Annotated in this window: 18 protein-coding genes, 1 tRNA gene and 1 rRNA gene; 10 read left to right on the top strand and 10 right to left on the bottom strand. The window is 28.0% G+C overall.

The features are described from left to right. Positions 1 to 59 precede the first annotated feature (59 nt). On the bottom strand, positions 60 to 275 hold the full coding sequence (locus EXC53_RS00605) for an MAG6790 family protein (RefSeq protein WP_119572024.1): 216 nt from the start codon (positions 273 to 275) through the stop codon (positions 60 to 62). A gap of 189 nt (positions 276 to 464) precedes the next feature. Here EXC53_RS00605 and EXC53_RS00600 point away from each other — a divergent pair, with 189 nt between their 5' ends. Both EXC53_RS00600 and EXC53_RS00595 read left to right on the top strand, forming a co-directional pair. Further along, entirely contained in the window at positions 465 to 2297 is a 1833-nt protein-coding gene (locus EXC53_RS00600) for an MYPU_1760 family metalloprotease (RefSeq protein ID WP_119572023.1), read from the top strand. Beyond that, positions 2297 to 3004: a DUF402 domain-containing protein gene (locus tag EXC53_RS00595; RefSeq protein ID WP_119572022.1), complete on the top strand. Its 708-nt coding sequence runs from the start codon at positions 2297 to 2299 to the stop codon at positions 3002 to 3004. The genes EXC53_RS00600 and EXC53_RS00595 overlap by 1 nt, the downstream gene beginning before the upstream one ends. A 26-nt stretch (positions 3005 to 3030) precedes the next feature. Here the strand turns inward: EXC53_RS00595 and recO are convergent, their stop codons facing one another. Then, on the bottom strand, positions 3031 to 3705 hold the full coding sequence (recO, locus tag EXC53_RS00590; RefSeq protein ID WP_119572021.1) for a DNA repair protein RecO: 675 nt from the start codon (positions 3703 to 3705) through the stop codon (positions 3031 to 3033). A gap of 137 nt (positions 3706 to 3842) precedes the next feature. Here recO and EXC53_RS00585 point away from each other — a divergent pair, with 137 nt between their 5' ends. Genes EXC53_RS00585 through EXC53_RS00565 form a run of 5 tightly spaced genes read left to right on the top strand, consistent with a single transcriptional unit; the run spans position 3843 to position 10429 of the window. Continuing rightward, positions 3843 to 4184 (top strand): hypothetical protein, encoded by a 342-nt coding sequence (locus EXC53_RS00585; RefSeq protein ID WP_119572020.1) that lies wholly within the window; start codon positions 3843 to 3845, stop codon positions 4182 to 4184. Further along, positions 4177 to 5808 carry a DAK2 domain-containing protein gene (locus EXC53_RS00580; protein ID WP_119572019.1) on the top strand — a complete coding sequence of 544 codons (1632 nt, stop codon included), beginning with the start codon at positions 4177 to 4179 and terminating at the stop codon, positions 5806 to 5808. The genes EXC53_RS00585 and EXC53_RS00580 overlap by 8 nt, the downstream gene beginning before the upstream one ends. Beyond that, positions 5808 to 6794, top strand: a complete 987-nt coding sequence (plsX, locus tag EXC53_RS00575) for a phosphate acyltransferase PlsX (RefSeq protein WP_119572018.1) — start codon at positions 5808 to 5810, stop codon at positions 6792 to 6794. Before EXC53_RS00580 ends, plsX begins: the two co-directional genes overlap by 1 nt. Next, positions 6778 to 7479, top strand: coding sequence for a ribonuclease III (rnc, locus tag EXC53_RS00570; protein ID WP_223214497.1), 702 nt, complete (start codon positions 6778 to 6780; stop codon positions 7477 to 7479). Before plsX ends, rnc begins: the two co-directional genes overlap by 17 nt. A 1-nt stretch (position 7480) precedes the next feature. Continuing rightward, a complete protein-coding gene (locus tag EXC53_RS00565; RefSeq protein WP_119572016.1) occupies positions 7481 to 10429 on the top strand; it encodes an AAA family ATPase in 2949 nt (982 codons plus the stop codon). Positions 10430 to 10467: 38 nt separating this feature from the next. Here EXC53_RS00565 and EXC53_RS00560 read toward each other — a convergent pair whose 3' ends face one another. From EXC53_RS00560 to EXC53_RS00550, 3 genes are read right to left on the bottom strand one after another with little or no spacing between them, the layout of a single operon-like run. Next, on the bottom strand, positions 10468 to 11184 hold the full coding sequence (locus tag EXC53_RS00560) for a YgjP-like metallopeptidase domain-containing protein (protein ID WP_119572015.1): 717 nt from the start codon (positions 11182 to 11184) through the stop codon (positions 10468 to 10470). Positions 11185 to 11216: 32 nt separating this feature from the next. Continuing rightward, positions 11217 to 12119: a hypothetical protein gene (locus EXC53_RS00555; protein WP_119572014.1), complete on the bottom strand. Its 903-nt coding sequence runs from the start codon at positions 12117 to 12119 to the stop codon at positions 11217 to 11219. Continuing rightward, positions 12112 to 13047 carry an RluA family pseudouridine synthase gene (locus EXC53_RS00550; RefSeq protein ID WP_119572013.1) on the bottom strand — a complete coding sequence of 312 codons (936 nt, stop codon included), beginning with the start codon at positions 13045 to 13047 and terminating at the stop codon, positions 12112 to 12114. The genes EXC53_RS00555 and EXC53_RS00550 overlap by 8 nt, the downstream gene beginning before the upstream one ends. Before the next feature lie 161 nt (positions 13048 to 13208). Between EXC53_RS00550 and ffh the strand changes: the two genes are divergently transcribed. Both ffh and EXC53_RS00540 read left to right on the top strand, forming a co-directional pair. Further along, the gene (ffh, locus tag EXC53_RS00545) at positions 13209 to 14561 is read left to right on the top strand and encodes a signal recognition particle protein (RefSeq protein WP_119572012.1); all 1353 of its coding nucleotides are present in this window, start codon (positions 13209 to 13211) and stop codon (positions 14559 to 14561) included. 68 nt (positions 14562 to 14629) lie between these two features. After that, positions 14630 to 14705: transfer RNA gene (locus tag EXC53_RS00540), tRNA-Thr, on the top strand. Positions 14706 to 14757: 52 nt separating this feature from the next. Here the strand turns inward: EXC53_RS00540 and EXC53_RS00535 are convergent. The 4 genes from EXC53_RS00535 to EXC53_RS00520 all read right to left on the bottom strand — a co-directional run bounded on the left by EXC53_RS00535 (position 14758) and on the right by EXC53_RS00520 (position 17956). After that, positions 14758 to 15972, bottom strand: a complete 1215-nt coding sequence (locus tag EXC53_RS00535; protein ID WP_129724541.1) for an IS3 family transposase — start codon at positions 15970 to 15972, stop codon at positions 14758 to 14760. 62 nt (positions 15973 to 16034) lie between these two features. Beyond that, complete coding sequence (locus EXC53_RS00530; RefSeq protein ID WP_119572361.1) at positions 16035 to 16340, bottom strand: thioredoxin family protein; 306 nt, start codon at positions 16338 to 16340, stop codon at positions 16035 to 16037. Positions 16341 to 16453: 113 nt separating this feature from the next. Continuing rightward, a 5S ribosomal RNA gene (gene rrf, locus EXC53_RS00525) occupies positions 16454 to 16559 on the bottom strand. Positions 16560 to 16696: 137 nt separating this feature from the next. Further along, the gene (locus EXC53_RS00520) at positions 16697 to 17956 is read right to left on the bottom strand and encodes a DDE-type integrase/transposase/recombinase (RefSeq protein WP_129724539.1); all 1260 of its coding nucleotides are present in this window, start codon (positions 17954 to 17956) and stop codon (positions 16697 to 16699) included. Between the two features lie 36 nt (positions 17957 to 17992). Here EXC53_RS00520 and EXC53_RS00515 point away from each other — a divergent pair, with 36 nt between their 5' ends. Then, positions 17993 to 19267, top strand: coding sequence for an IS3 family transposase (locus EXC53_RS00515; protein WP_129724537.1), 1275 nt, complete (start codon positions 17993 to 17995; stop codon positions 19265 to 19267). 28 nt (positions 19268 to 19295) lie between these two features. Here EXC53_RS00515 and EXC53_RS04320 read toward each other — a convergent pair whose 3' ends face one another. Further along, on the bottom strand, positions 19296 to 19427 hold the full coding sequence (locus EXC53_RS04320; protein ID WP_268926792.1) for a hypothetical protein: 132 nt from the start codon (positions 19425 to 19427) through the stop codon (positions 19296 to 19298). Between the last annotated feature and the right edge of the window lie 17 nt (positions 19428 to 19444).

Genomic DNA, 19444 nt, shown 5'->3' with positions numbered 1-19444 from the left:
TTCCCTCCTTAGCGAGGGTTGTTATATTCGGTAATTACTAATACTATTAAATAGATGCATTAAATGACTTTGAGAACAACTTCTTTTGATGCACCTTTCCCTTCTAAGTTATTTCTTTCAACATGAATGATTTGAATTTTTTCATTCCCTTGTGTATGTTCACCACGTTTTTGTCCTCTACGGAATCCTTTAATCATTCCTTCAAGATCTTCTAAAGTATTTGCTTGTGCAATAACTTCTCCATGTGATAACAATTTGGCTTTATATTTGTACATAAGCACCTCCAAATAAAATAACTTTAAGAATATTTTCTAGCTTAACTGGGTTAAAACTCAGAAATGTAATTAGAAAATACCTTCTAGATAAATCTAGGTAGCCTCAAAAATGGACTACATTTGAATTTTACTTCAAAAAACCGGAATTTATGATTTTTAACTAAGATATAATTACTAAATAAGGAAAATATGAAACATTGAAAAAAGATTAAAAAGCATCTAAAAACTCTCTTTATCTCTTTAAATTTAAACTTAATTTTCTTTCCATTATTAACAAGTTGCATCATCAATCAAGAATCAAACCGCAAAATTCAAAATTTTGATCAATTAACAAAGCTAGAAACTAAAACTTATTTAGAAGTTAATCAAATTTCTTCTTGGCCCCTGATTTCTAATAAAGAATTTTTAGCAAAAGATGAGATACTAGATCGAGTTAATTATCAAAATGAAGATAATTTAATGCTTAAAGTAGATGAAGATTTAATTCCATTTTGAGAATATAAAGATCCGTATACCCAAGTTGTTTTTCGAGATTATGCTTTAAATGTCAAAAACAATCAAGCAACTTTCTTACTCGGAAGAGAAGGGTTAATGCTTCTTGCTCGGGAATTTAAACGTAAAATTAGTTTTAGTAGTGAAGTTTTAAATTTAAGTTTAGTTGCCATTAATGATGCAGTACAATCAAATTCCAATCAAAATGGTTTTTATTCTGAACAAAATCATGTAATTAATGTTTTCTTTTCAAATCCGCAAAAAACTTTGTGAAAACCGGATCAAATTCTTGCTATTTTAATGTCAACAATATTTCACGAATATACTCATCACTTAGCAAATAGTTATATTAGTTCGCAAAATTGAACTCAAAGTAGTTTCAATTTAGTTGCTCAAAATCGTTATTTTGATCACAATTTTTGAAATCAATTTAGCCAAATTCTAAGATACAATGATTCAAAAACTTTGAAATTAAAAGAGTTTCAAAATAATTTTGCAAGTCAATTTAGTCTAAAAGATCTTGTTGATCAAAATTTTCAACCAGCTTCTTTTGAACTAAAATTTAGCTCCAAAAAACATTTTAGCCCACTAATAAATTCCACTTATACTCCTGAATTTTTAAAATATATTTATTCTATTGATGAATTAATTGCTCGTGAATATACCAAATATGCTTACGAACAATATGTGAATATTCACGATGAATTATCGAATTCTCAAAATAAAATAAACTTCTTTGGTTACAAGGTGAATAAAAACTTTAATTATTACACTCATATTCAAGATTGATTTAGAACCATTTATTTTGATCAAAATTTCTTAAATGAAAAAGCATGAACTTCTACAAAAGTGCAACATCTTTATCCAAATGATGTTTTTGCAAGTAATAAAGCACTAAATTTTTACAATTTATTTTTACAAGTAATTGGTTATGGTAAAGAAATTAATCAAATTTATAGCGAAAATAAATGACACTATCTTTATGATGATCACGGTCAAACAAAGCTAAAAAACAAAGAGCAAATTTATATTGAAGATGATGCTTTCCAAAAACTAAGAATTACTGGATTTGTTCAAAATAAAGAAGAATATTCGGGAATTGTATTATTAAATAAAAATAATCAAATCGTTACTTTTAGCAAACTGAATTACTTAAATAGTTTTAACTTTTTTGGTCATAAAACTTATGACCAAGGTGCAACCATTACTAATTTAAAAGAAAGACAAATTCAAATTGAGAATAGAATTTATCCACAAAAATTCTATTATTCATACTATACAGACTTTCTAAACCTTGCTAATTTAACACAAAATGATTATTATAAGTTATACTTTTATAAAGACAAAAATAATGATCAAATTCCAGCTCTTAATGAAATTTTGTTCGAACATACTATTTCAATTCCCGAAAGATTTATTTCTTCCTTAAAAGGACCACTTAGTCAAAACAAGTGAAATAATTATGTAATTGCAAAAAATCAAGATGGAATTCCGTTTTTACAAAATATTAAAAGAAAGGAGAATAATTAGTGAACTGAGATTTTAGTGATGCAAAAGTTGGAAAAATAATTAATGTTCAAGCCTATAAACATAATGGTTTTTTATATCGTCAATGAAATGGTGCAAAAATTATTTTTAATAACAAGCGTCACATAGTTTTATTTTTAAAAGGAACTAGGGTTAGTGAAAGTAGCAAAGAAACTAGCGGCTGAAGATATACAGAAAGTGCTCTTTGATTTATTCCAAAACATGAAATGTTTAACTCAATTGTTCTTTTTAAGAAAAATGTCGGAAGTTATTACTACATCAACTTAACTTCTTTACCCATTTTTGAAGATAATACAATTAAATTTATTGATTATGACATTGATATTAAATCTTACCCTGGTAAATCAGTCCAAATTGTCGATCATGATGAATTTGAAATGAATTCAAAAATGATGAAATACCCTTTTGCTCTTAAAAAAGAAATTTTTGCAAATGTTCATAAAATTTATGATTTATATAATCAAAAGCAATATTTCTTCAAGCATGAAATTATTCAATTTTATCTTGAAGTTGCTGTTCAAGATAAATTAATTACTCATCGAGCAATGAAAGATTATATTAGCATTGATTCTAAACCTTACAATGAAGAAGATGAAATTTTTCTCCAAAATAATTTAAATAAACAAAATTTTAAAAAATTTAAAAATCTAAAAAATGGAAATACCAAAAAACACACTTTAAGTAAATAAAGTGTGTCTTTTTTCTTTTTTAAAAATTAAATAAAATAACCATTATCAATAATTGCTTCTTTGTATTGAATTAAAATTTTTTGATTAAGTGAGTTATTTGTAAAGATTAAATATTTTTTTAGACTATGAAATGAACATCAAATTGCTTGCAGGTACTCCATGCTTTTATCTGTCTCTTTTTGACCATGACGATTACAAATAAATCCGCCAGCAAGCAGGTCAAAATCAATTAAATTTTTCATATTTAAGCAAATTCGACACGAATTAAAATTCGGTGCAATTCCAAAATAAATTAGCGACTGAGCATATAAAAAAGTCAAAATCCGATCATTATTAAGTGGGGAAATTAGGGAATAAAGTTGTGGTAAAAAACCCATTAAATGATTACTAGAAGTAAAATTTTGGAGTAATTTGGTAATTTTTTCCACAAATTGTGCATTTTTAGTGTCAGAAATGTCAATGGATTTCAGTAAATGAGCTTTTTTTAATTTTCCAATTTTCCCTTCCAAACGAGCTTTAAAATATTCTATTTCAACCAAACTTCCAATTTGTAAGTTAACACGGTTTTTGGAAAGCGGTTTATCAAGTCCTTGAGCTGCTAAAACTAATTTGCCCTGACTTGTGAAAAAACTTACTAAAAAGAGATTTTCTTCATTTTGATAAATCTCTAAAACAATTCCGTGAGTAATAGTTTCAGCCATACTTTAATCATATCCAAAAATTATCAAAATTTTATTTTGAAAAATGAAAAATAAGGGTAAAAGTAGAAGAGCTAAAAACATCAAAAATGTTGTAAAATATACATACTATATATAAGATAAAAGATTTAGGAGCTAATATGCAAGTTTTAGAAGCTAAAAAAACTTTCTTGAAAGTACTTTTATCAACTATCGGAGTAACTAAATTACATCAACTTTCATTTAATCAAAAATTAACAAATGAAATAGAAATTGATGTTAACGACATTCAAGACATAGAAGCTATCCAGCTTTTAGAATTTGTGTATGCAATACAAACCGATAAAGGATGAAATATTAATGTTGCAATTTCTCTCTTAGATGGAGTGCCTGCCAAATTTATGGTTAGTCAACTACAAAATGCAACAAAAAGTTCTTTCGCTAAACTCAATGCTGAATTTAATAAACTAACAGTAATTATTAAGGGGGTGACATATGAATAAAATTCTAAATGGTCAAGATTTAGCAAAGGCGGTCATCTCTGGTGCTAACGCTTTAAATAATGCCAAAAATAAAATTGATGCACTAAATGTTTTTCCTGTACCTGATGGAGATACAGGAACAAATATGGCATCAACAATTAGTTCAGTAATTGCTAATTTACAAAAAAATTCAAACGCAACTGTTGAAGAAGTAAGTAAATCAATTGCTCACGATATGATTTATGAAGCTCGTGGAAATTCAGGAGTAATTCTTTCACAAATTTTTAAAGGTTTTGCTTTAGGATGTGAAGGAAAACAAGAATTAGATACAAATGAATTAATCGAAGCTTTCGAAGCTGCAACTAAACGTGCTTATAAGTCTGTCTTTAAACCTGTTGAAGGTACTATCTTAACAGTTATTCGTGAAACTAGTGAAAATTTAAGAGCAAATCTCGAAAATAAAGAATTAACAATTGTTGAATTCTTTGAATCTGTTGTTAAATTTGCACGTAAAAGTTGTGATGAAACACCAAATAAACTAAAAACTTTAAGAGAAGTTGGCGTAACAGATAGTGGTGGAGAAGGATTATTTATTGTTTTAAATGGAATGCTTTCTTATTTTAAAGGCCAACCTGTTGAAATTAAAGAAACTAGTGAAGATATTCAAAACTTCATTAGTGATAATGAAGTTTTTAACGGTGAGTTTGGATACTGCACCGAAGTCTTAATTCAACTTAATGACCCAAAAAACTTTGATAAAAAATACTTCACAAAAGGTTTACAAAAAATTGCTAATTCTTTAGTTGTTGTTGATGATGAAGAAATTGTTAAAGTTCATGGTCATACTTTACAACCTGGAAAATTATTAAATTATGCTCAAAAATATGGTGAGTTTATTAAGATCAAATCTGAAAATATGACATTACAAGCTAATAATTCAAAAGCAAATGCGGATGAATTAAGTAATAAAAATAAAGCTCAAAATAGAAAGAAAATGGCAATCATTTCTTGCAACTTAGGAAGTGGTATTATCGCAAGAATGAAAGAATTAGGTTGTGATTATATTGTCGAAAGTGGACAAACTCAAAATCCATCAGCCCAAGATTTATTAAAAGCAATCGAAGCTGTTAATGCTGATAATGTCTTTATTTTACCAAACAATTCAAATGTTATTTTAGTTGCTCAGCAAGCCGCACAAGTTCATCGTGATTCAAACGTTGTAATTATTCCAACTAAAACTCAAATTCAAGGAATCACAGCAATGCTTAACTTCAATCACTCAACTAGTCCTGAAGAAAATATTGAAATGATGCAAGATGCAATTGAAGGTGTTGATACTGGTGAAGTTACACGTGCAGTTCGTAACACAACTTTAAATAACATCAAAATCAAAGAAGGTGATTTTCTTGCTATTCTAAACGGCAAAATTGTCGACTCAGTTGATACAGCAAATGAAGCTGCTCAAATTCTTATTTCCAAAATGGTCAAACCAAGTAAAGAAATTATTAGTATTTATTATGGTGATGAAGCATCCGTTAATGAAGCAGAGGAAATTAGCAACTTTATTGAAGGTAAGTACGACCTAGAAGTTGAAATTGTTGAAGGAAATCAACCAAATTACAATTTCTTTATAGGAGTTGAATAATGATTAAACACAAAATTGCATTCGATTTAAATGGAAATGACAACGGACAAGCAGCAGGATATGCTGCTGCTTTCGAATTTGCTAAAAATAATCCTTCATTTGAATTAACTTTAATTGGAGATTTTGAAAATACAACTTCTCCATTAACAAATTTGATTTTAGTAAATAACATAGCAGTACCAAGCAATCCCAAAGATTTAAGAAGCACCCTTAGAGAAAACACTTCAATGAATTATGCAATTGATCTAGCAAAACAAAACAAAGTAGATGCTATTTTATCAAGCGGTGATAGTGGTTCTTATATTAGCGGTTTAACTATGAAATTAGGACGGCTTAACGGAGTTTCTCGTCCTGCATTTATGCCAGTTTGTTCTGCAATAAATGGGCGTAAATTTCTTTTTATGGATGTTGGTGCTAATTTAGTTGTTAAACCTGAATATCTTGTTGAATGAGCAAAATTAGGTTCTCAATTTTATAAAGTAATGTTTAACGAACAAAAACCAAAAGTAGCATTATTGAATATTGGAACCGAAGATTACAAAGGTCATGACTTTGCAATTGAAGCTAATTCTCAACTTAAAAATCAAAGCGAAATTAACTACATTGGTTTTCAAGAAACACGTGATCTTTTCCGTGGAAATATTGATGTTGCAATCATTGATGGTTATGGTGGTAACTTAGTTTTAAAAAGTTATGAAGGTGCTATTTTTACTTTTAAGGACTTATTAAAAGAAAGAATTATTAGTAAAACCATTCGTAAAATTGGTGCAATTTTACTAAAAGGTGCATTCAAAGAGGCTTCACAAGTTCTGGATTATAGAAATGTTGGGAGTGCTTGGGTAATTGGTGTCAACACCGTCGCAATTAAAGCTCATGGTTCTAGCGACAAATTAGCTTATAGCTCAGCTTTAAATGTAATCAAAGAAGCATTAGAAAAAGATTTATTAAACAAACTTAAAGGTTCTCTTGATGAACAAAGCAACTAGTTTAAATGAATTTTTAGAACTTCATGAAATTACACCAAATAACTCCTTAACATTTATTCAAGCTTTAACTCATTCATCTTTTAATAAGGGCGGAACAAAAAAAGTAGGAAATTACGAGCAATTAGAATTTTTAGGTGATGCTGTTTTACAATTTATTTCAAGTGCTTATATTTTTCGTAAATATCCTGATTTAGCACAAGGATTTCAAACTAGATTAAGAGCTAAAGCTGTTTGCACAGATACTCTTAGCGAAATTAGTCGTGAAATTGGGTTAATTGATATTTTAAAAACTGGCCCTGGACAAATGTCTGTTGATGTTAAAGGTTCCCACAAAGTCCAAGCTGACGTTTTTGAATCTATTGTCGGAGCAATTTATTTCGACCAAGGAATTACCAAAGCACGTGATTTTATTGCCAAATACATTTATCCAGTAATTGATCAAATACATTCGGATAATAATAAAGATGCTAAAAGTGAGTTGCAAGAATATTTTCAAAGTTTTAGTAAAGAAAACATCACATATATTACTGAACAACTTGATGATAAAAGATTTTTCGCAAAAGCTCAACATGATAAAAAGTTTTTTGGTAAAGGTTATGGGAATACCAAAAAAGAAGCAGAATTAGCTGCTGCTCAAGATGCACTTAGCAAACTCAAAGAGTTTGATTTAAGCGAAGGAAAATAATATGAAATTAATTAAAATTGAAGCTCATGGATTTAAATCATTTGCTGATCCAATTGTTCTTCACTTTGATGGTGGTGTTGCTGGAATTGTTGGTCCTAACGGTTCTGGTAAAAGTAATATCAATGATGCAATTCGTTGAGTTTTAGGTGAACAAAGTTCCAAAGAACTTCGTGGTGATAATATGGAAGATGTAATTTTTGCAGGTTCAAAGGTAGTGCCAGCAATGGATAAAGCCACTGTTACACTAACTTTTGATAACTCAGATCGTATCTCTTCTATCCAAAGCGATATCATTACTATTACAAGAAGTTTACAACGTGGAAAAGGTATTAATCAATACTTTTTAAATGGTGAACCTTGTCGTCACAAAGATATTAAAGCGATTGCAATGGAAAGTGGAATCGGGAAAAGTTCACTTGCAATTATTTCCCAAGGTACAGTTTCTGAAATTGCTCAATCAAGCGACGAAGCTCGTAGATTAATTTTTGAAGAAGCAGCTGGAGTTTCAAAATACAAATTCAGAAAAGAAGAAGCTCTTAAAAAATTAGATCGTACTGAAATTACTTTGAAAAATATTGAAACTGTAATTCGTGAAATTGAAAAACAACTTGAACCTTTACGTAAACAAGCTGAAAAAGCGATCAAATATAAAACAGCCAGTGAACAATTAAAAAATGTTGAAATTGCTTTTTTAGCCCATGAAATTGTGCGTTTAAGTAAAGTTTATGAAGAATTAGATAAAGAATTAGCTGGAGTTGAAGATACTCAAAATTCTTATAAAAATCAAATTGATAATTTGGCATTAGAAATTCGTAACAAAAAGTTAGAAATTAAAAATATTGATATAGAAGTAAGTAAAATCAAAGCTAAAAAAGACGGAATTAATGCTCGTCTTGCAGACTTAAAAGTTACCCAAGCACGTGAAAACGAACGTCGTGACTTAATCGCTAAAGGTGAAATACTTGCTGATAGTAAAGAAGTTTTTGCAGCATTAATGCAACAAATTCAGGAAACTGAATATCGTAAAAATTACTATCAAGATACTAAAAACGAACTTTCAATTAAATTAACAGCTACACGAGAAAACTTAAAAAATCAGCAAAAAGAAATTAACGACTATAAATCTAAATATAACATCGCAAATAATAAAATTGCATCGCAAAGAACTCATTTAGACATTTTAAAAGAGAAGAAAAATAAACGAACTAACCTATTTAAAGGAACTCGTACAATTGTAGAAAATAAAGCTAATTTTAAAGGTTTCAAAGGTGTTGTTGCCGACTTAATTAAAGTCGAAGCGAAGTACAACCTTGCAATTGAAACAATTTTAAATAATGCTATGCAACATATTGTTGTTGATAAATCTTCAACAGCAGTTGATGCAGTTAACTTTTTAAAGAAAAATAACGGCGGAAGAGCAACTTTTATCCCATTAGCTACAATTAAAGAAAAAAGTTTACGTGATGATTATTTATTTGTATTAAGAAACCAACCAGGATTTATTAATGTTGCTTCTGAGCTAGTTGATACTCAGGCAGAATTTAATATTTTAAAGAAATTTTTACTTGGTAATGTTGTAATTGTTGACAATATTAAATCAGCCGAAAAAATTTCTGAAATTCTCGAAAATAAATACATGGTTGTGACTCTTGAAGGAGATGTTATCCGTGTAGGTGGTGTAATTGTTGGTGGAACAGCACAAGAAAGTGATGATTTAATTGGTCTTGATAAAAAAATTGAAGAAATTGAAAATCAAATTCTTGGGCTTGAAGCAATAAAAAAAGATGCAAATGTCAAAATTGTTGCACTAGAATCAAAATTAAAAAGTGAAGAATCTTATGAACGCCAATATTCAGCTGAATTTACAGCTGCTGAATTTCATCTAAAACAAGAATTAGCACAATTAGATCAATTAAAATCTAATGCTTCCTTGCATCAAGACCAAGAAGAAAAATTGAATGCTAAAATTGAACTTGCACCTGTTATTCAAAGAATTCAGGAACTTGAAAATGAACTAAGAATTTTAGATTTTGACTTTAAAACTAAAAATCAAGTTTTACATGATTTAAGAGAAGATTTAGAGGTTATTGAAGAGAAAAATTCAGAACTTAATTCACTTCTTTTTGATTTAAATACATCATTTAAATCAAAAATTCAAGAATATGAAAATGCAAAAAATAATTTACAAAACTACAAAACTCGTTTAGCATCTTTCTACGAATTAACTCTTGAATATGCACGTGAAAACTTTAGCCTTAATATGTCATTAGAAAGTGCAAAAGAGTTAATTGATGAATTAACATTTGAAATTAAACAACTTGGACAAGTTAATTTAGAATCAATTGAAGAATTAGAGCAAGTTGAAGAGCGTTACGATAGCTTTAGAACAAACTTTGAAGAATTAACAGAAGCTCGTAATACCATTTTAGGTGCTATTGCTGAAATGGATAAAATTATCATTACCCGCTTAACTAACATTGTTAACGATGTTAATCAAGAAATGGCTAAGGTATTTAGCTCAATGTTTGGTGGAGGAACAGCAGAAGTTAAATTTGTTGATCCAACCAACATTCTTGAAACAGGAATTAGCATTTACGCACAACCTCCTGGTAAGAGTGTTAAAAACTTAAAATTATTCTCAGGTGGTGAAAAATCATTAATTGCAATCTCGCTACTCTTTGCTATTTTAAGAGCAAGGCCGCTTCCATTATGTATTTTAGACGAAGTGGAAGCTGCACTTGATGAAGCTAATGTTGTCCGTTATGGAGAATATTTACAAGAATTAAAACATCAAACTCAATTCCTTGTAATTACTCACCGTGTTGGTACAATGACCAAAGTTGATTCACTATTTGGTGCAACAATGCAAAGACGGGGAGTGACAAGTTTCTTTAGTGTCAAACTCGAAGATGCTAAAAAAATGGTTGACCCCACTAATGAAATTGCTTAATAATAACTTAAAAAAACACGAATTTGACTTCGTGTTTTTTAATCTAAATTTAATTCATCTGCTATTTTTTTATAATTTGGACAGTGCTGAACAACAAAATCATAAAAATCGGTTCCATGTCCATGATAAAAATGGTGTGCTAGTTCATGCAGAACAACTGCTTCAATAATTTCTTTATTAAAAATATGTAAATGAAAATTATAATATATCGCTTTTTTAGAAACGTGATTCGTCCCTCATGTCCCAACTTTATCACGCACAAAAAGATCGTAAAAGTCTATTCCAAGTTTCTTTTCTAATTTTCGCTGAGTTTGTTCCAAAAAGACAAATAATTCCGATTTTAATCATTTTGCAATTTTGACTTGATTTTGCTCGTTCAAATAATTTCCATTTTGATCAATAGTTAAAAGAAGATCTGGATGACTAAAAAGTATTTCATTTGTTTCAACATCATAAAGAACCAGTACGGGCCAAAACTTGCTTGCAGGTCGAAAAGCAACAATTTTACCAAAGTAACTAAAAGTATTTTTGTAACTTTTTAAAGGTTTATGATAGTGCCTCATTCAAGTTTCTTTTAATTCTTCGATTGACTCTTTAATAAACACTTCTCGCTTCTTTTGATCAAGGTTTTTTGAAAAAATAATTTCTAATTCACCTTTATTAATTCGAGCCTTGCTAGTTTTAGATGTGCTTTCCGTTACTTTATAATAATAAATTTTGTCATCAAAACTAATTGATTTAATTTGTTCTTTCATAATCTAAAAAAGAAAAGTTCAGGCAAACTGAACTATTTCTTATTTTGTCCTTCTGTGTAGTAGTAAATTTTTTGAGAAAGTTCTTCTTTTGTTAAATCCTCATAACCAACGATATTTAATTTTTGAGCAATTTTATAAAGTTGATCTTGTGGTAAATTTAAAAGCTTTTTAATTTGTTGAGTTTTGTATTCTTCATCAGGACTAACATTAAAATTGGTTTGAGTTTCTGCTTCTTTTTTATTTGTTTCTTGGTCTTCAAAACTTGAACTTCATGAAAATTCATTAGATTTTTGTCCAGTAAATGGATTAGTGAAACTTTGATTTTGCATCATTTCTTGGAATGATTTTTCCATTTTTTCCATAAGTTGTCTACGGTGAATTGCAATGAAAGCATTTCTAATTGCCGCAACTTCTCTTGAAACAAAGAATCAAGAAACAATTGTAAAAAATGAAGAAACTATCGTAATAACATTAAGTGGTAAAAAAGGTGTACCTTTAGAAAATAAAAGATCGCTTCTTCCAAAAATAAAAATACTAATTAAACTATAAAACTGAAAAATAGCCAAAAGAGCCATTACTAGTAAAGGTCAATTAGAAATAAAGCTAAAATCTTTTTTAAGATATGAATCACGTAAGCTTCCTAAAAACACCACTAGTGATAATAAGGGTAAGAACGCACCTATTGCTGTATTAATATAAAGTGAGCGAACTTCTGAAATAGAAGTCATCGCTTGCGAACCATTAACTGTGGTTTGTAAATTATTAAGAAATCATGAATGATTAATACCAAGAATAATTAATTTTGCAATTGGTAAAGCAATTAAAATTCCAAAAACAATAATCAATCCAATAATTCAAGGTCTAAAAGTATCTTTTTCATGACTTCAAAGTTCAGAAATTGATTTAAATTTTAAATATTCACTTCTTTTAAGCATTTTGCTCCTTTTCTTCCTCTTTAATAAATTCTTCAAAATTCAATCCTGCTACATCAAAATCATGAGGAGGTTTTGAATAAAATATTAAATTTTCCTTTGTAATTGGATGAGTAAAGGTTAGACGATAAGCATGCAATCTTTGACCAAACTCATCAATATATTTATTATAAACTGGATCTCCATAAATCGGATTTTTTATATAAGCCATATGCACTCTAATTTGGTGAGTTCTACCTGTTTCTAATTCACATTTAATTAAACTTTTTGGTAAATTATCTAAATAAAATGTTTTCAATAAAGTCACATTAGTAATTGCGTGTTTAGAATTTTGGTTTGTAACTGCCATTTTTTGTCGATCTTTTACGCTACGACCAATCGGTAATTCTAAACGCATTTTTTTATCTTGGATAACACCATCACAAATAGCTAAATAAGAACGATTAATTGTATGATCTGCAAACATATCTGCTAATAATTTATGTGCTTCATTAGTTTTAGCAATAATCAAAAGACCACTTGTATCTTTATCAATTCTATGCACAATTCCCGGACGTAAAAGTCCATTTTCATTCGATAAGTTATTTTTAAAGTGGTATAAAAGTCCATTAACCAGAGTGTTTTCTGTATGTCCTGGTGCAGGGTGAACAATTAGTCCACTTGGTTTATTGATTACACAAAGATATTCATCTTCTCAAAGAATATCTAATTCCATTTTTTGAGCTTCGATATGAATTTCTTTATCTATTACTCGTTCAATTAAAATCTTTTGACCCTCACGAACTTGAAACTTTGGTTGAATAATAACCATCCCATCTACTGAAATTGCATTTTCTAAAATTAATTGCTTCACATCATTTCGAGAAATATCTGTGTTATTTGCAATATATTTGTCAATTCTTTCCTTGTATTTAACTGTTAAATCTATCATATAAATTATTATACCAATATTTGCACTTTTCCCACTCAATTGCTAAATAAAAAAATATTTTAAAAGTACTAAAAAAGAACAAAAAAAGTCAGAAAAAAAGCTTTTTTTATTCCTTAGTATCGATCTAGTAATTAATTTAAAGATTAAGGTATAATATAAACATGTTAGGATTTTTAGAAAGAAAATTTCAAAAAAGTTTAGCTAAGATGGCTAAAAAAACAGTTTTAAATGAAGCTGATATTTTAGAAATTACAAGAGAAGTCAAAATGTCGCTTTTAGAAGCCGATGTTAATCTTAAAGTAGTTAAAACTTTTATTAATAATGTAAAACAAAAAGCACTTGAACAAGAAATTGTAGGAAAATTAAATCCTTCACAACAAATGCTTAAAATTTTTCATGAAGAATTAGTTGCAATTTTAGGTGGAACTACAAAAGAAATTAAAATCGATAAAAAACCTTATGTGATTTTAATGACTGGTCTTCAAGGTTCTGGGAAAACAACAGCAACTGCAAAATTAGCTTATTATTTTAGAAAAAAGAAAATGGTTGAAAAACCACTTGTTGTTGCAGCTGACATTTATCGTCCAGCCGCTATCGATCAACTTGTAACTTTAGCTAAAAGTATTCAAATTGATTATTTTGAAATGGGAATTAATAGTTCTGTTGATCAAATTATCGAAAACGCATTTCAACAAGCCAAAGAAAATGGCAATGATTTAATTATTATTGATACCGCAGGTCGTTTAAGTATTGATGAAAAATTAATGGAAGAGTTAATTCTTGCTAAAAAAGTAGCAAAACCTAATCAAACTCTATTTGTAGCTGATGCTTTAAGTGGTCAAGATATTATTAATGTTGCAGAAACATTTAATCAAAAATTAAATTTAACCGGAACAATCATTACTAAATTAGATTCTGATGCTCGTGGTGGAGCAGCTTTAAGTTTAAGACAAGTTTTAAACTTACCAATTAATTTTATTGGTACCGGTGAAAAGGTAAGTAATCTAGATTTATTCCATCCTGATCGGATGGCTGATCGGATTCTTGGAATGGGTGATGTTATGTCACTTGTTGAAAAAGCTCAAGATGTTATCGATCAAGATAAAGCTCAGACACTAATCGAAAGAATGCTTTCAGGTAAATTTAATCTTGATGATTTTCTTGAACAAATCAAACAAATGAAAAGTTTAGGAAAATTTTCAAAAATCTTAAAAATGTTACCTGGTGGCTTAGCTGGTAAAATTGATGAAAGTAAAATTGATGAAGCCGAAGAAAAACTTCATGTTTATCAAATTTTAATGTCTTCAATGACAAAAAGAGAACGCCAAAACCCAAAACTTTTAAAACAAACTACTCGAAAAGAAAGAATTTTAAAAGGAAGTGGACGAAGTGCCCAAGAATATAATAAATTATTAAATGAATTTGATATGATGACCAAAAGAATGACTGAAATGGTCAAAAATGTTAAAGCCGGAAAATTCCCTGGTGCAGGTGGATTTGGGGGTATGTTTTAAAATCAACAATTACTTGTTGATTTTTTTAATCCCATTATTTTGTTAAATATGTTAAAATTTCTATACATGCCGTCATAGCTCAGTAGGTAGAGTATCTCCATGGTAAGGAGGTGGTCGCTGGTTCAAGTCCAGTTGTCGGCACCATGTGCAAAATTCGCATCAAAAAATCCACATAATTAAACTAGGACAGAAAAAATTAACAATTTATCAAATTGGATAGCCCCATACTATATTCGTATGGGGTTTTTCAATTCAGACATGATTGAATTCTAAATTTGTTGTATCAATTAACATAATTAGATATTACTTTTTCTAGTTCACTCAAAGTCATAGCTTTGATATTTAAATCTCTAATTAATTCAGTTTTTAAATTTGAAAATCAATATTCCACAACTCTATTATCTAAACTATTTCCTACTTTTGAAAGTGAAATTATTCCACCTTTATTTTGAATAAAACGAGAAAAATCATCAGATGTATAAGTTGAGCAATGATCTGAATGTAGTATAAAACTTTTTTCAAAATCAACATTTTCAAATGTTTTGTAAATTAATTTTGAATCATTAAATTTGGAAAGAGAAAAACTAATTATTTCTTTAGTTTTATGTTTAATCACTACTGAAAGATAAACATTATTGTTTATCGCATCTTTTGTCGCTGGGAGATATGTTACATCAGTAGCATATATATTTCTGTTATATACATCGTTATAATCTCTATTCACAATGTTTTCTTTTATGACAGATGTGTTCTTTACTTCTTTTAATTTTTTTCTTTTTCTGATATTGCAAAATAAACCTAAGGCATTCATATATCTTCCTAGAGTTCTTTCGTTTATGTCTATTTTATAGTGCTTTAAGATAAAATATTTTAATTTTTGTCTACCATATTTAGATCTATTTTGTTTAAATGAATCAATAATCAAGTCTTGGTACTTTATTTTTCTGGATTTAATTCTAGGAGCAAAATTATTTCTTTTATGTTTGGATATTGTTTGTCTACAAAGATACAACAAAATAGCAAGTTTATACGAAGCCATATTAATATTTGATGCCTCTTGAACTTTCTCTGTTTTAAATTTATCTCTTGTAATTTCTCTATATCTTTTTGCAATTTCAATTAAATCTTCTCGTGTAAAAATGTCTCAATTTATATCTTGTTCTTTCACTTTTCTTGACCTACCACTTCCAGGCTTTCTTGGTTTTTTATTCATATTACAATTATAATGTTTTAATATTCCTCGTAATCTTGCTTTCACATATTTATCTTTTGCTTTTGCACCATATTTATACATAAGTTCAATTGCATACTTTTTGCCTAATTGAAAAAATGTATTATAAATTTCTTTTTCTTGTTCTTCTGTAAAATGTTTACCCATTTTTTCTCCTTTAAAAATATAAAAAATTAACATTCGAAGGAATGTTAATTTTTATTGTCCTAGTTTATAATTTGTGGATTTTTATTTTTTGTTTCTTATAAATAAGCTGCTAATTCTTCTTTTAAAGCTTCATAAGGTTTATAACCAAGTGATGTTTTAACAGGTTTTCCATCAAAATAAACAACCATATAAGGAATTGAACTAACATTATGTTCAATTGCAAGTTCTCTTTCATTATCAATATTTACTCTAAAAATTGAAACACCATCTTTTTCGCTAAGTTCTTCTAATGAACCCTTGAACATTCTACATGGCCCGCATCAATCTGCGTAAAACACAACCAATTGAAGACCTTTACCTAAATTTTCTAATAATTCTTTTTTAGTTACATCTTTTAACATTTTATCTCCTTGTAATTTAATTATAAAGTAAAAAGTTAATTTTTCAATAAAAAAAGATAAAAAAATGCACTTTTTAATTTAGTGCATTATTATTTTCAAAAAAAGAATAAAAAAAATAGCAGCTCCCTATTTTCACCTTTCGGCTATCGTCGGCACTAAAGGGCTTAACTACTGAGTTCGGAATGGATTCAGGTGATCCCCTTTGCTATAACCACTGATAATATGATACATTATTTTTTAAAAAAGTCCAAAAATTTTTTATTTATTTTTAAAAATTTTTTGATTTGACTAGTCATGTTTTTCCCTTCAAAAAAAAAAAAAAACATAAAATGAAAATATATATTAGGATAAATAAATTAGACACTTAACGTCGCATGTGTTAAAAAACCATGCGGCGTTTTTCAATTTAAATTTGATTGAGGTCTTTCGAAGTTATATCAAGAAAAATATTTAGATATGATCGAATTCACTTCGCTATCTAACATTTTATCAGTTTCATAAAAATCTAATAATTCTCTTTGAATTAATGCAAAAATAAATTCGGAAGGTCTATTTGCTAATGAATTACCTTTTGGAGACATTGATTGTTTAGTATTTACATTTTTTAAAAATTTAGAAAAGGCAAAATTTGCATATTCAATTCCGTGATCTGAATGAAAAATAGTAGGTTTGATTTGATGTTTATCAAGAGTATCTTGAACAAGCTTTATAGTAGATGCAGAATCTCTTATATCCGATAAAGTTCAATTTAAAACAGTGTTACTAAAAGTTTCGGTGATAACATGAAGAAATCTCATTCCTTCTTTTGTTTTAATAAATTTAATATCTGCATGTAATTTTTCACCAAAATAATTTGATTTAAAATTTCCTTGAACTAAATCTGATGCTCAGATTCTAGAGAATTTTACCTCTTTGTTTTTCTTTGATTTTTTCTTTTGATATGCTCTTGATTTATATTGATTAAATTCATAATTTAGTCTAAATAAATATGAAGAAATTCTTTTTTGGTGCGTTAATAAGTATTTTTGATAAAGTTTATCTCTTCCTATAACAAAATTAGAATTTTTAGCTTCTAAATTAATTCAATTAATTAATTCATGATCAATATATTTCTTTTTGTCAATTTTTTCTTTCTTAGAATAAGAGTAATAAAAAGAAGTTCGATTTAATTTCAAAACTAATGAAATTTTTGAAATATTTCTAAATTGTTTACTTTTTTCTTCTTTTCTTTTTCTAATTTTTTCAAAAATTTCTTGTTGTTTTATTCCTCTTTCTTCCAAAATTTCTTCCATAATATCCTGATAAAGATCTCTATCTTCCTCACACAATTCATTGATGCTAACTCTTTTTCTTCTTCCTGAGTTAGGTTTTTTACTTTTACCTGATTTACTTTCTAAATTATTCATGTTAGAATTATATATTTTTATCCAACTCTTTAATAAAGCTTTCGCTCTTCTATAAGGATTTTCATGCTTACCCTCTTTTCTTTGTTTTATGATTTGATATCTTTCTCAAAAATCTTCAACAAAAGTTATAATCGCTATTTCAAAACCTTCTTTTTGGTAAATGTGGATATATTTTAATTTTTGTTCTTTTGTAAATTGTTTTAAACGCATAAAAAAGACACACTCCTTTAAACTAGGACACGAAATATGGACACAACCATATTTCGTGTTTTTATATATTTAGGAGGTATTATGAGACAATTAAAGGCACATGAATGATTAGAACTATTCGGTAGTTATGAAGATTACAAAAATAATTTGATATCAAAAAATGATTTTGAACTTAAATATTATTCAATCAGAGGTTTTAGTTTTTTTGATAGAAAATTCAATGAGGCTAAAAAATATTTTGTCTTCAAGTATAACAGATATAATTTAGGAATGATAAATATAGAATCGCAAACAGGTAAATCATCTAAAAAAGGTAAAGGGTCAGGTAGACCAAAAAGGCAAAAAATTACTCCTATTGAAATTGTAAAAAAGGAATGAGAAAAAATGCCTAAGGAACAATTGATTGAAATTTTAGAAATTTATAAAGACTCTTTTGATAGAAATAATATTGAAGTTGATATTTCTAAAATTAAGAAATCTTCACTTTCTACAAGAAAATTGGGCCTATGCTTTAATAAATCTAAGTCAACAATTCACAATCTAAAAACTAAAGAGCAGCAAACAAGAAAAAAATCTGTAAATACTAAATATGATGAATTAATAATTAAGTCATTTAAGAAAAATAAGGGTTTGTTTGGTAGAAAAAGATTGGAAAGTTATATTAGAACAAAATTCCAAATAGATCTAAATTATAGGACTATTGGTAGAGCGATGAGAAGATTAAACTTATTTTGTTTAATCAGAAGAAAGAAAATAGATAGAGAACAAAAGAACACAAACGTAAAATTTATAGATCTTGTTAATCGTGATTATCACGGAGAGACAAACCAAATAATTGCCACTGATGTTACTTATATTTCTGCACCAAAAGATTGCTTAAACAATTTTGTATTTTTATCTGTTGCGATTGATCACAAAAGCAAATTTGTTGTTAATTATAATCTTTCAAAAAGAAATGATTTAGAACTAGTAATGGAACATATGTCTAAAATCAAAATGGATAAAAAATGAATAGCTCATTCTGATCATGGTTTCCAATATTCTTCAAAAACTTATGTAGATTTAATTCAGAAAAACAATGGTGTTGTATCAATGGGTAGAGTAGGAAATTCTTTAGATAATAGAGAAGCAGAATATTTCTTTTCAATTTTAAAATCAGAATGTTTAAAATTAATCGATATTACAAAAATAACTTTTAATGAATTAAAATCACTGATTGATGATTTTGTGTTTTGATACAACAACGAAAGAATTCAATCAGTATTAAATTGAAAAACACCTCAAGAGTGTTGAGGTGTTTTAGTAAATTAAACTTTTTGTCCACTTTTCGTGTCCCAGTTTACTTTCTTTTTGGAATGTGTCTAATTTTTTTATCCTGATTTAAAGTTATAATCGCTATTTCAAAACCTTCTTTTTGGTAAATGTGGATATATTTTAATTTTTGTTCTTTTGTAAATTGTTTTAAACGCATAAAAAAGACACGCTCCT

This window comes from Mycoplasmopsis gallopavonis (assembly GCF_900660635.1).
Classification (GTDB): Bacteria; Bacillota_I; Bacilli_A; order Mycoplasmatales; family Metamycoplasmataceae; genus Mycoplasmopsis; species Mycoplasmopsis gallopavonis.
This window is presented reverse-complemented; position numbering and strand designations above follow the sequence as displayed.